The organism is Enterobacter sp. E14S (assembly GCF_055666685.1).
Genome location: NZ_JBVODQ010000006.1, coordinates 149084 through 162598 on the forward strand (window position 1 = coordinate 149084; position 13515 = coordinate 162598).

The 13515-nt window shown below is 56.2% G+C and carries 10 protein-coding genes; 5 read left to right on the top strand and 5 right to left on the bottom strand.

From position 1 onward, the window contains the following. Nucleotides 1-548 precede the first annotated feature (548 nt). Both gltB and gltD read left to right on the top strand, forming a co-directional pair. Nucleotides 549-5009 (top strand): glutamate synthase large subunit, encoded by a 4461-nt coding sequence (gene gltB / locus ACZ6J2_RS14545; protein ID WP_064673375.1) that lies wholly within the window; start codon nt 549-551, stop codon nt 5007-5009. A 9-nt stretch (nt 5010-5018) separates the two neighbouring features. Further along, a complete protein-coding gene (gene gltD, locus ACZ6J2_RS14550; RefSeq protein ID WP_471726033.1) occupies nt 5019-6437 on the top strand; it encodes a glutamate synthase subunit GltD in 1419 nt (472 codons plus the stop codon). 29 nt (nt 6438-6466) lie between these two features. On the opposite strand, the gene sspB is transcribed toward gltD, so the two are convergent. The 5 genes from sspB to zapE all read right to left on the bottom strand — a co-directional run bounded on the left by sspB (nt 6467) and on the right by zapE (nt 10176). Continuing rightward, the gene (gene sspB / locus ACZ6J2_RS14555; RefSeq protein ID WP_024906337.1) at nt 6467-6964 is read right to left on the bottom strand and encodes a ClpXP protease specificity-enhancing factor; all 498 of its coding nucleotides are present in this window, start codon (nt 6962-6964) and stop codon (nt 6467-6469) included. Between the two features lie 5 nt (nt 6965-6969). Next, entirely contained in the window at nt 6970-7608 is a 639-nt protein-coding gene (gene sspA / locus ACZ6J2_RS14560; protein WP_014885418.1) for a stringent starvation protein SspA, read from the bottom strand. Nucleotides 7609-7915: 307 nt separating this feature from the next. After that, entirely contained in the window at nt 7916-8308 is a 393-nt protein-coding gene (gene rpsI, locus ACZ6J2_RS14565; RefSeq protein ID WP_003860436.1) for a 30S ribosomal protein S9, read from the bottom strand. 15 nt (nt 8309-8323) lie between these two features. Continuing rightward, a complete protein-coding gene (gene rplM / locus ACZ6J2_RS14570) occupies nt 8324-8752 on the bottom strand; it encodes a 50S ribosomal protein L13 (protein ID WP_003860434.1) in 429 nt (142 codons plus the stop codon). Between the two features lie 299 nt (nt 8753-9051). Next, nucleotides 9052-10176 (bottom strand): cell division protein ZapE, encoded by a 1125-nt coding sequence (gene zapE / locus ACZ6J2_RS14575; RefSeq protein ID WP_471726035.1) that lies wholly within the window; start codon nt 10174-10176, stop codon nt 9052-9054. A 189-nt stretch (nt 10177-10365) separates the two neighbouring features. Here zapE and zapG point away from each other — a divergent pair, with 189 nt between their 5' ends. The 3 genes from zapG (at nt 10366) to degS (ending at nt 13462) form a co-directional block, all read left to right on the top strand. After that, complete coding sequence (gene zapG, locus ACZ6J2_RS14580; protein ID WP_008502832.1) at nt 10366-10764, top strand: Z-ring associated protein ZapG; 399 nt, start codon at nt 10366-10368, stop codon at nt 10762-10764. A gap of 171 nt (nt 10765-10935) precedes the next feature. Next, nucleotides 10936-12303, top strand: a complete 1368-nt coding sequence (gene degQ / locus ACZ6J2_RS14585) for a serine endoprotease DegQ (RefSeq protein WP_023309385.1) — start codon at nt 10936-10938, stop codon at nt 12301-12303. Nucleotides 12304-12394: 91 nt separating this feature from the next. Continuing rightward, on the top strand, nt 12395-13462 hold the full coding sequence (gene degS / locus ACZ6J2_RS14590; RefSeq protein ID WP_023309386.1) for an outer membrane-stress sensor serine endopeptidase DegS: 1068 nt from the start codon (nt 12395-12397) through the stop codon (nt 13460-13462). The last annotated feature ends 53 nt before the right edge of the window (nt 13463-13515 follow it).

Genomic DNA, 13515 nt, shown 5'->3' on the forward strand with positions numbered 1-13515 from the left:
ATTCGTAATTACTTTTCCTTATGTTCTGATTGTTTTTTTCATTTATAGCGCCACCACTGAAAAACAGTGGGTTTATGCGGGTTTGCAACCAATGCCAGATTATTATTCTGCTATAAAACTGCTATTCAGCACGCTACATTGATAATACCGCTTTCATATAGTGAGTCAGATCACACTCCGCTGTGCTCTTCCAGGGCTTTCAATCAATGTAAAATTAGTTAAATACCCTTAAATACAATCACATAAACTCTCTTTAGCACATTTTTGTATAAATAAGATTGCCATTTGACCTGTGTACCAATTCCCGATAAGTTGGAAATCCGCTGGAAGCTTTCTGGATGAGCGGCCTGCTCATCATATTTATGCAGTAATTGAGATTCCCTCTGAAGCAAGTCCTCAAACTTGTTTACCTGCGCGAAAGGATGAAAAAGAGGGCGAATGCGAGGTCCGCGTATGAAACGCAAACCCCGTCGCCATGCTCTTTCTGTGCCTGTGCGCCACGGTAAAGTTCAGTGGGAAGCCCGACGAGCCTGGGGAGGTTCACTGATATGTTGTACGATAAATCCCTTGAGAAGGATAACTGTGGTTTCGGCCTGATCGCCCACATAGAAGGCGAACCTAGCCACAAGGTAGTGCGTACTGCTATTCACGCACTGGCCCGAATGCAGCACCGTGGCGCTATTCTTGCCGATGGTAAAACCGGGGACGGTTGCGGCCTGCTGCTGCAAAAACCGGATCGTTTCTTCCGTATCGTGGCGGAAGAGCGCGGCTGGCGTTTAGCCAAAAACTACGCTGTCGGCATGCTGTTCCTGAATCAGGATCCTGAAAAGGCTGCCGCCTCACGCCGCATCGTCGAAGAAGAACTTCAGCGTGAAACCCTGTCGATTGTCGGCTGGCGCAATGTGCCAACCAACGAAGGGGTGCTCGGTGAAATCGCCCTCTCCTCGCTGCCTCGTATTGAACAGATTTTCGTCAACGCGCCTGCGGGCTGGCGTCCGCGTGATATGGAACGCCGTCTGTTTATTGCCCGTCGCCGCATTGAAAAACGTCTTCAGGACGATAAAGAGTTCTACGTCTGTAGCCTCTCTAACCTGGTGAACATCTATAAGGGTCTGTGTATGCCGGCTGACCTGCCGCGCTTCTACCTGGACCTGGCGGACCTGCGTCTGGAATCGGCCATTTGCCTGTTCCACCAGCGCTTCTCCACCAACACCGTTCCACGCTGGCCGCTGGCTCAGCCGTTCCGCTACCTGGCGCACAACGGCGAGATCAACACCATCACCGGTAACCGCCAGTGGGCCCGCGCCCGTACCTATAAGTTCCAGACGCCGCTGATCCCTGACCTGCACGATGCCGCGCCGTTCGTGAACGAAACCGGCTCTGACTCCAGCTCAATGGATAACATGCTGGAACTGCTGCTGGCAGGCGGGATGGACATCGTGCGCGCCATGCGTCTGCTCGTGCCACCGGCCTGGCAGAACAACCCGGATATGGACCCTGAGCTGCGCGCGTTCTTCGACTTTAACTCCATGCACATGGAGCCGTGGGACGGCCCGGCGGGCATCGTCATGTCCGACGGCCGCTTCGCCGCCTGTAACCTGGACCGTAACGGTCTGCGTCCGGCGCGCTACGTCATCACCAAAGACAAGCTCATCACCTGCGCCTCTGAAGTGGGTATCTGGGATTACCAGCCTGACGAAGTGGTCGAGAAGGGCCGCGTCGGTCCGGGCGAGCTGATGGTGATCGACACCCGCGGCGGGCGCATTCTGCACTCAGCCGAAACCGATCACGATCTGAAAAGCCGCCATCCGTACAAAGAGTGGATGGAAAAGAACGTGCGTCGACTCGTGCCGTTCGAAGATTTATCGGATGAAGAAGTGGGCCGCCGCGAACTGGACGACGATACGCTTGCAAGCTTCCAGAAACAGTTTAATTACAGCGCGGAAGAGCTGGATTCCGTTATTCGCGTGCTCGGTGAAAACGGCCAGGAAGCGGTCGGCTCCATGGGGGACGATACCCCGTTTGCCGTGCTCTCCAGCCAGCCGCGCATCATTTACGATTACTTCCGCCAGCAGTTCGCGCAGGTGACCAACCCGCCGATCGACCCGCTGCGCGAAGCGCACGTGATGTCGCTGGCCACCAGTATCGGTCGCGAGATGAACGTCTTCTGCGAGGCCGAAGGCCAGGCGCACCGTCTGACCTTTAAATCGCCGATCCTGCTGTACTCCGATTTCAAACAGCTCACCACCATGAAAGAGGAGCACTACCGCGCCGACACGCTCGATATTACCTTCGACGTGACCGAAGCGAGCCTCGAAGAGACGGTGAATGCGCTGTGTGACAAAGCCGAACAGATGGTGCGTAACGGTACCGTTCTGCTGGTGCTGTCCGACCGTAATATCGCGAAAAACCGTCTGCCGGTACCTGCCCCGATGGCGGTTGGCGCTATCCAGACGCGTCTGGTCGACAAGAGCCTGCGCTGCGATGCCAACATCATTGTGGAAACCGCCAGCGCCCGCGACCCGCACCACTTTGCCGTGCTGTTAGGCTTTGGCGCGACGGCGATCTACCCGTACCTGGCCTACGAAACGCTGGCCCGTCTGGTGGATACCCGCGCGATCGACAAAGATTACCGCGCGGTGATGCTGAACTACCGTAACGGCATCAACAAAGGCCTGTACAAGATCATGTCCAAAATGGGCATCTCGACCATTGCCTCCTACCGCTGTTCGAAGCTGTTTGAAGCGGTCGGCCTGCATGACGAGGTCGCAAACCTCTGCTTCCAGGGCGTTGTCAGCCGCATCGGCGGCGCCGGTTTTGCTGACTTCCAGCAGGATCTGGTAAACCTGTCCAAACGCGCCTGGCTGGCACGTAAGCCGCTGGATCAGGGCGGTCTGCTGAAATACGTTCACGGCGGCGAGTATCATGCCTACAACCCTGACGTGGTGCGCACGCTGCAGCAGGCGGTTCAGAGCGGTGAATACAGCGATTACCAGCAGTACGCTGAGCTGGTAAACAACCGCCCGGCGGCAACGCTGCGCGACCTCATTGCCCTGAACCCGGGTGATGAAGCGGTCAGCATTGACGAGGTTGAGCCTGCATCCGAGCTGTTCAAACGCTTCGATACCGCGGCGATGTCCATCGGTGCGCTGAGCCCGGAAGCCCACGAAGCGCTGGCGGAAGCCATGAACAGCATCGGCGGCAACTCCAACTCCGGCGAAGGCGGTGAAGACCCGGCGCGTTACGGCACCAACAAAGTGTCCCGTATCAAGCAGGTGGCATCCGGTCGCTTTGGCGTGACGCCTGCGTACCTGGTCAACGCCGACGTGATCCAGATTAAAGTCGCTCAGGGTGCTAAACCGGGCGAAGGCGGCCAGCTGCCGGGTGATAAAGTTACCCCGTACATCGCCAAACTGCGCTATTCCGTGCCGGGCGTGACGCTGATCTCCCCGCCGCCGCACCACGATATCTACTCTATCGAGGACTTAGCGCAGCTGATTTTCGACCTGAAGCAGGTCAACCCGAAGGCGATGATCTCCGTGAAGCTGGTTTCCGAACCGGGCGTCGGTACCATCGCTACCGGCGTGGCGAAAGCCTATGCTGACCTGATCACCATCGCCGGCTACGACGGCGGTACCGGCGCAAGCCCGCTCTCCTCCGTGAAATACGCGGGCTGCCCGTGGGAGCTTGGCCTGGTGGAAACCCAGCAGGCGCTGGTGGCTAACGGCCTGCGTCACAAGATCCGCCTGCAGGTGGACGGCGGCCTGAAAACCGGTCTCGACATCATTAAAGCGGCGATCCTCGGCGCGGAAAGCTTCGGCTTCGGTACCGGCCCAATGGTTGCGCTCGGCTGTAAATACCTGCGTATTTGCCACCTGAACAACTGCGCAACCGGTGTTGCTACCCAGGACGAGAAGCTGCGTAAGAACCACTATCACGGTCTGCCGTTCAAAGTGACCAACTACTTTGACTTCATCGCCCGCGAAACCCGCGAGCTGATGGCGCAACTGGGCGTGAAGCGCCTGGTGGACCTGATTGGCCGCACTGACCTGCTGAAAGAGCTGGAAGGCTTCACGGCGAAGCAGCAGAAGCTTGAGCTGTCTAAGCTGCTGGAAACCGCGCAGCCGCACCCTGGCAAAGCGGTCTACTGCACCGAGAACAACCCGCCGTTCGATAACGGCGTGTTGAACGCACAGCTGTTGCAGCAGGCGAAACCGTACGTGGACGACAAGCAGAGCAAAACGTTCTGGTTTGATATCCGCAACACCGACCGCTCCGTGGGGGCCTCCCTCTCCGGTTATATCGCGCAGACGCACGGTGACCAGGGGCTGGCAGCGGATCCGATTACCGCGCACTTCAGCGGTACCGCGGGTCAGAGCTTCGGCGTATGGAACGCAGGCGGCGTTGAGCTGTATCTGACCGGTGATGCCAACGACTACGTCGGTAAAGGCATGGCGGGCGGTCTGCTGGCGGTGCGTCCTCCGGTTGGCTCAGCCTTCCGCAGTCATGAAGCCAGCATCATCGGTAATACCTGCCTGTACGGCGCGACCGGCGGTCGTTTGTTTGCAGCAGGCCGTGCGGGCGAGCGTTTTGCGGTGCGTAACTCCGGTGCTATCACCGTGGTGGAAGGCATTGGCGATAACGGTTGTGAATACATGACGGGCGGGATTGTTTGCGTTCTGGGTAAAACCGGCGTGAACTTCGGCGCGGGCATGACGGGCGGTTTTGCGTACGTCCTGGATGAAGACGGTGAGTTCCGCAAACGCGTGAACCCGGAGCTGGTAGAAGTGCTGGACGTTGATACGCTGGCTATCCATGAAGAACACCTGCGCGGTTTGATTACCGAACACGTGCAGCATACCGGTTCTTCGCGCGGCGAAGAGATCCTGGCGAACTGGCCGGCGTTCTCTGCGAAATTCGCGCTGGTTAAGCCGAAGTCCAGCGATGTTAAAGCCCTGTTGGGTCACCGTAGTCGTAGCGCAGCAGAGCTGCGCGTGCAGGCGCAGTAAGGAATTCAGATGAGCCAGAACGTATACCAGTTTATCGACCTGCAGCGTGTTGATCCGCCAAAGAAACCGCTGAAGATCCGCAAAATTGAATTTGTTGAAATCTACGAGCCGTTTTCAGAAGGCCAGGCCAAAGCGCAGGCAGACCGCTGCCTGTCCTGCGGTAACCCTTACTGCGAATGGAAATGTCCGGTACACAACTACATCCCTAACTGGCTGAAGCTGGCCAACGAAGGGCGTATTTTTGAAGCCGCCGAGCTGTCTCACCAGACCAACACCCTGCCGGAAGTGTGCGGCCGCGTGTGTCCTCAGGACCGTCTGTGCGAAGGCTCCTGTACGCTGAACGACGAGTTCGGCGCGGTGACCATCGGCAACATTGAGCGCTATATCAATGATAAAGCGTTCGAGATGGGCTGGCGTCCGGATATGACCGGCGTGAAGCAAACCGACAAGCGTGTGGCAATCATCGGCGCGGGCCCGGCGGGCCTGGCCTGTGCGGACGTGCTGACCCGCAACGGCGTGAAGGCGGTAGTCTTTGACCGCCATCCGGAGATCGGCGGCCTGCTGACCTTCGGTATCCCGGCCTTCAAGCTGGAAAAAGAGGTCATGACCCGTCGCCGTGAAATCTTCACCGGTATGGGCATTGAGTTCAAACTGAACGTGGAAGTGGGCCGCGACGTGCAGCTCGACGACCTGCTGAAGGATTACGACGCCGTATTCCTCGGCGTGGGCACCTATCAGTCCATGCGCGGCGGTCTGGAAAACGAAGACGCGCCGGGCGTGTACGACGCGCTGCCGTTCCTGATTGCCAACACCAGGCAGATCATGGGCTACGGCGAAACCGCCGATGAGCCGTTCGTCAGCATGGAAGGCAAACGCGTGGTGGTGCTGGGCGGCGGTGATACCGCGATGGACTGCGTGCGTACCTCCATTCGTCAGAATGCGGCACACGTGATCTGCGCCTACCGTCGTGACGAAGAGAACATGCCGGGCTCTAAACGCGAAGTGAAAAACGCGCGTGAAGAGGGCGTGGAGTTCCAGTTCAACATCCAGCCTCTGGGTATTGAAGTGAATGCCAACGGTAAAGTGAGCGGCGTGAAGATGGCGCGCACTGAGATGGGCGCACCGGATGCGAAAGGCCGTCGTCGCGCCGAGATCGTCGCCGGTTCTGAGCACGTGATCCCGGCCGATGCCGTGGTGATGGCGTTCGGTTTCCGTCCTCACAGCATGGAATGGCTGGCGAAGCACAGCGTTGAGCTGGATTCGCAGGGCCGCGTGATTGCGCCAGAAGGCAGCGACAACGCATTCCAGACCAGCAACCCGAAAATCTTCGCCGGTGGTGATATCGTTCGCGGTTCTGACCTGGTGGTAACGGCGATTGCCGAAGGCCGTAAGGCGGCTGACGGGATCCTGAACTACCTGGAAGTGTAAAAAAAAAACAGGCCCGCTTGGGCCTGTTTTTATTTCACGACGCGAAGAGCCGGACGACCACCGCGCGGAGGCGGATCGTCATCAGGATCATTGTCGTCGTGATGATCGGGTTTATCGCCATCGATAAGTGACATCACCGTGTCGCTTTCGCGCTCGTCGGATGCGTTGTCATCATTCAGGCTGGCAACATCTTCATCATACGCCGCTTCCGGCTCGAACATGGTACCCGCACCGTTTTCACGCGCGTAGATAGCCAGCACGGCTGCCAGCGGCACGGAAACCTGACGCGGCACGCCGCCGAAACGCGCGTTGAAGCGCACTTCATCGTTTGCCAGCTCCAGGTTACCCACCGCACGCGGCGCAATGTTCAGTACGATTTGTCCGTCACGCGCGTATTCCATTGGAACCAGCACGCCCGGCAACGTCACATCCACAACCAGGTGCGGCGTGAGCTGGTTATCCAGCAGCCATTCATAGAAGGCGCGCAGCAGATACGGACGGCGTGGGGTAAGTTGTGACATTTCCACAGTCATTAGCCTCGGCCGAGACGCATTTCACGTTCCGGTTCAGTTAAAGATGCCAGGAAAGAGTCGCGTTCAAATACGCGAGTCATATAGCCCTTCAGCTCTTTCGCGCCAGGACCGCTGAACTCTACGCCCAGGGTTGGCAGACGCCACAGCAGCGGTGCCAGGTAGCAATCCACCAGGCTGAACTCATCGCTCAGGAAGAACGGTTTCTGACCAAACACAGGGGCGATTGCCAGCAGCTCTTCACGCAGTTGCTTACGTGCAGCGTCAGCTTCAGAAGCGGAACCGCTGGTAATCACGTTCATCAGCGAGTACCAGTCTTTTTCGATACGCTGCATGTACAGGCGGCTTTCACCACGCGCGACAGGGTAAACAGGCATCAGTGGCGGATGCGGGAAACGCTCATCCAGATATTCCATAATGATACGGGATTCCCACAGGGTCAGCTCGCGATCCACCAGCGTCGGTACGCTTTGGCTCGGGTTGAGATCGATCAGATCCTGAGGCGGGTTATCCTTTTCCACATGCTCGATCTCAAAACTGACACCCTTCTCGGCCAGCACGATACGAACCTGATGGCTATAAATGTCAGTAGGACCAGAAAACAGCGTCATTACCGAACGTTTGTTGGCAGCGACAGCCATGAAAACCTCCAGGTATATTCAGAATTTTTACTGCTACCAGCCCAACAGGGGCCAGCCAGATGTTGTATCGCCCATCCCAGAGAAAACACATTGTTCAAGAAACGAACAAAAATCGAGTATTCACCGATATTTGGGCAGAAAATTGGATGATAGTTTACCAGATTTTGATGGCTTTGTGGTGAGGGGATTCTGGAAATGTGGAAAAAGAGAAGATATATGCATGGATATTGTGGATAACCTGCGCATTATCCATAAAAAACCCGCCGAAGCGGGTTTTTCGCCAATCGTTCTGCGTAAGCAGAATGGATTAACGTTTGGAGAACTGTGGACGACGACGTGCTTTACGCAGACCCACTTTCTTACGTTCAACCTGACGCGCGTCACGAGTAACGAAGCCAGCTTTACGCAGTTCAGAACGCAGGGATTCGTCGTACTCCATCAGAGCGCGGGTGATACCGTGACGGATCGCACCTGCCTGACCGGAGATACCACCACCTTTAACGGTGATGTACAGATCCAGTTTTTCTACCATGTCAACCAGTTCCAGCGGCTGGCGAACTACCATGCGGGCAGTTTCGCGACCGAAGTATTGTTCCAGAGAACGCTGGTTGATTACGATTTTACCACTGCCCGGTTTGATGAAAACGCGAGCTGCGGAACTTTTGCGGCGACCAGTGCCGTAGTATTGATTTTCAGCCATTGCCTATAATCCCGATTAGATGTCAAGAACTTGCGGTTGCTGTGCCGCGTGGTTGTGCTCGTTGCCTGCGTAAACTTTCAGTTTACGGAACATAGCACGACCCAGCGGGCCTTTTGGCAGCATGCCTTTAACCGCGATTTCAATCACACGCTCAGGACGGCGGGCAATCATCTCTTCAAAGGTCGCTTCTTTGATACCACCGATGTGGCCGGTGTGGTGGTAGTACATTTTGTCAGTACGCTTGTTGCCGGTTACAGCAACTTTATCAGCGTTCAGAACGATGATGTAATCACCGGTATCAACGTGCGGAGTGTATTCCGCTTTATGCTTACCGCGCAGGCGACGAGCCAGTTCAGTAGCCAGACGGCCCAGAGTTTTACCGGTCGCGTCAACAACATACCAGTCGCGCTGTACGGTTTCTGGTTTAGCTGTAAAAGTTTTCATTAAAAGCTTACCCAAATAATAAGTTACACGTTGGTGAACACCCAAACGTTTAGTCAGTTGAGGTTCACACGACAAAGTCCGGCAAACCTACCCCTTCGAATAGCACATGCCGACACATAGAAAGTTTCGGGAAAAAAACCTTCTCGTAACGTGGGGTCGCAAGATTATAGAGAAGTTGAGGTCAAAGATCGACCCTTAAATGTGATTTGGAATGGGTTTTTCGGGGGTGTGGAAAATGCCGGGTGGCGGCTGCGCCTTACCCGGCCTACAAGGTTCCCTTCTCAGGGAGAGGGTGGCATTTATGGCATATGCTCCAGCTTCAGGTATTCCTCACTCTGCATCTCCTGCAGGCGCGACAGGCAGCGCTGGAACTCAAATTTCAGCCGCTCGCCCTGGTAAATCTCATATAAAGGTACATCGGCGCTGACCACCAGCTTGACGTGGCGCTCATAAAACTCGTCCACCAGCGCAATAAAGCGCCGTGCTTCGCTCTCCATCAGCCGCGTCATCACCGGTACATCCAGCACCATCACGGTGTGGAACAGACGCGAAAGCGCAATGTAGTCGTGCTGGCTGCGGGCATCCACGCAGAGCGTCGTAAAGGAGACCGCCAGCGTTTGGTTTTCGACGCCGAGTGTGGGCAGCGGGCGATGGTTAATCTCGAGTTCTGGGGCGTGCTCGCGTTTTGCTCCCGCCAGCGCCAGCCAGAGTGTATCCATCTCGCGGGTGGTATCGGCATTTAACGGCGAAAGCCACAGGTGCGCCTGGGTCAGCGTGCGCAGACGATAATCGACACCGGCATCGACGTTCATGATATCGCAGTGCTGCTTGATGGCATCGATGGCGGGCAGGAAGCGTGCCCGCTGCAGGCCGTTACGATAGAGTTCATCCGGCGGGATATTCGACGTGGCCACCAGCGTGATCCCGCGGGCAAATAGCGCCTTCATCAGGCCGCCTAACAGCATGGCATCGGTGATGTCAGACACAAAAAACTCGTCGAAGCAGAGCACGTCCGTTTCCGCCTTGAACCTGTCGGCCACATTCTCCAGCGGATCGCTTTTGCCCTGCAGTGCGGTCAGCTCTTCATGCACCCGCAGCATAAAACGATGGAAGTGCAGACGCTGTTTACGTGCGCCAGGCAGGCTTAGATAAAACAGGTCCATCAGCCAGGTTTTTCCGCGACCGACCCCGCCCCACATATATAAACCGCGCACCGGCGCGTGAGCCTGTGGCGCTTTTTTACCGAGCAACCGCCCAAACGCCGCCTTTAGCCCACCGTTCTGTTCGACTTCAGCGGGTTTTGCCGTGAGCTCCTGATAAATCATCTCCAGACGATTTACCGCCTCACGCTGAACGTCATCAGGCTGATGAGTGCCCTCATTAAGGGCCTGTTGATATCGCAATGCAGGGGACAGGTTTTGCATAATCTTATTGTTATTCCTTCAATTAACGCTCACCAGCAGAGGTGACTGATGAAAAAAAGGCCGTTCTACACTACGCGATGATACGTCAGGATTCCACTTCTGCGGAAATAGCGGTTATAGTGGCATTATCAGGCACAGGCAGGAGCCGAGCCAACACCCTACGGAACAACAAGACAACGGGAGAAGTTCATGACCTGGGAATATGCGCTAATCGGTTTAGTCGTCGGCATCGTGATCGGTGCTGTGGCCATGCGTTTCGGTAACCGCAAATTGCGTCAGCAGCAGTCACTGCAGTACGAACTGGAAAAGAACAAAGCCGAGCTGGAAGAGTATCGCGAAGAGCTGGTCAGCCACTTTGCCCGTAGCGCCGAGCTGCTGGACAACATGGCGACCGACTACCGCCAGCTGTATCAGCATATGGCGAAAAGCTCCAGCAGCCTGCTGCCGGAAATGACCGCGGAGACTAATCCGTTCCGCAACCGTCTGGCTGACTCTGAAGCCGGTAACGATCAGGCGCCCGTTCAGATGCCTCGCGACTATTCCGATGGCGCGTCCGGCCTGCTGCGCGGCGGTGTAAAACGCGATTAATCGCACAACCTGAATTTATTTTACGGGCGCAGCAATTGCGCCCGTCCTTTCCTGATGACCCCAGCTATCATTTAGTTAAACACCTCATTGTTCAGCGGTTTAAAATTCAATAACATCAACGTGTTTTTAGGGCCGTTTTTCCTTTATTCCAGGTTACGAGAGTCAACATCGATGAAGAAAAAAAACCAGCTGTTGAGCGCTATCGCGTTAAGTGTCGGGTTATCTCTCTCGGCGTCCGTCCCTGTATTTGCCGCCATTCCTTCCCAGGTACCTGGCCAGGCGGCCATTCCAAGCCTCGCGCCTATGCTGGAAAAAGTGTTGCCGGCGGTCGTCAGCGTTCAGGTTGAGGGCACCGCAGTACAAAGCCAACGCGTCCCTGAAGAACTGAAAAAATATTTTGGCGATGAGTCTCCCGACCAGCAGGCTCAGCCTTTTGAAGGCCTGGGTTCTGGCGTCATTATTGATGCGGCAAAAGGCTATATCCTGACCAACAACCACGTCATCAGCCAGGCCGATAAAATCAGCGTCCAGCTGAACGATGGCCGTGAATTTGATGCCAAACTGATCGGCGGCGATGACCAGAGCGACATCGCGCTGCTGCAGGTGCAAAACCCAAGCAACCTGACCCAGATTGCCATCGCGGATTCCGACAAACTGCGCGTCGGCGATTTTGCCGTCGCCGTAGGCAACCCCTTTGGCTTAGGGCAGACCGCCACCTCCGGGATCGTCTCGGCGCTCGGGCGCAGCGGCCTCAATCTGGAAGGGCTGGAAAACTTTATCCAGACCGATGCCTCAATCAACCGGGGTAACTCCGGCGGAGCGTTGCTCAACCTTAACGGCGAGCTGATTGGGATTAACACGGCGATTCTGGCCCCGGGCGGCGGCAGCATCGGGATCGGTTTTGCTATCCCCAGCAATATGGCCAAAACCCTGGCGCAGCAGCTGATCCAGTTCGGTGAAATCAAACGCGGGCTGCTGGGTATTAAAGGTATGGAGATGAGCGCGGATATCGCAAAAGCGTTCAATATCAACGTACAGCGCGGGGCGTTTGTCAGTGAAGTGCTGCCAAACTCCGGCTCGGCAAAAGCGGGCGTGAAATCGGGGGATGTGATCGTCAGCCTGAACGACAAACCGCTGAACAGCTTTGCAGAACTGCGCTCACGGATTGCCACGACGGAACCTGGCGCCAAAGTGAAGCTGGGCCTGATACGTGACGGTAAGCCGCTTGACGTTGAAGTGACGCTGGATAAGAGCACGTCATCCTCGGCCAGCGCGGAGCTTATCGCCCCGGCGCTGCAAGGGGCTACGTTGAGCGATGGGCAGCTGAAGGACGGTACGAAAGGCATTAGCATCGACACCGTCGAGAAGAGCAGCCCTGCCGCACAGGCCGGATTGCATCAGGATGACGTGATTATCGGTGTAAACCGCAACCGCGTGCAGTCTATTGCCGAACTGCGCAAGGTGCTGGAAAGCAAACCAGCGGTTATTGCCCTGCAGGTCATGCGTGGCAATGAGTCCATCTATATTCTGTTGCGCTAAGCATTTGCGACCCGGACATCACCGCTGCGTGTGATGTCCGGATAACTCATGTTATGCTGCAAATCGTTCCTTTTTTAACGACACGCGCATCATGCTTTTAAAGCTCTTACGTTCTACTGTCATCGGTTTGATTGTCGCTGGCCTGCTGCTGCTGGCGCTGCCGTCTTTACGTCAGTTCAATAAACTGTCGGCTCCCCAGTTCGATAGCACGGATGAAACGCCGGCCACCTATAACCAGGCCGTTCGCCGTGCCGCACCTGCCGTGGTTAACGTCTATAACCGAGGCCTGAATACCTCAGCCCATAACCAGCTGGAGATCCGCACCCTCGGCTCCGGCGTGATCATGGACGAGCGCGGCTACATTATTACCAACAAGCACGTAATTAACGATGCCGACCAGATCATCGTCGCCCTGCAGGATGGCCGCGTGTTTGAGGCGTTACTCGTTGGCTCTGACAGCCTGACCGACCTGGCCGTTCTGAAAATTAACGCCACCGGCGGTTTGCCGGTCATCCCGATCAACCGTAAACGTACCCCGCATATTGGTGACGTCGTACTGGCTATCGGTAACCCTTACAACCTGGGCCAGACCATCACCCAGGGGATTATCAGCGCGACCGGTCGTATCGGTTTGAACCCCTCCGGGCGGCAGAACTTCCTGCAAACCGATGCCTCCATCAACCACGGTAACTCCGGCGGGGCGCTGGTCAACTCGCTGGGCGAGCTGATGGGCATCAACACCCTCTCGTTCGATAAGAGTAACGACGGTGAGACGCCGGAAGGGATCGGCTTTGCTATTCCGTTCCAGCTGGCGACCAAAATTATGGATAAACTGATTCGCGACGGACGCGTGATCCGTGGCTATATCGGTATCGGCGGGCGCGAAATTGCACCGATGCATACCCAGGGCGGCGGTATCGATCAGATTCAGGGCATCGTGGTTAACGAGGTGGCACCGGGTGGTCCGGCGGCTAACGCGGGGATTCAGGTAAACGATGTCATTGTGTCGGTCAACGGCACGCCAGCGGTCTCTGCGCTGGAGACGATGGATCAGGTGGCAGAAATTCGCCCGGGTTCTATTATCCCTGTTGAGGTCATGCGCAACGATAAGAAACTGACGCTGCACGTGACGATTCAGGAATACCCGGCCACTAACTGACAGGCATAAAAAAACGGAGCGATAAGCTCCGTTTTTTTTTACCGGGAGACGGT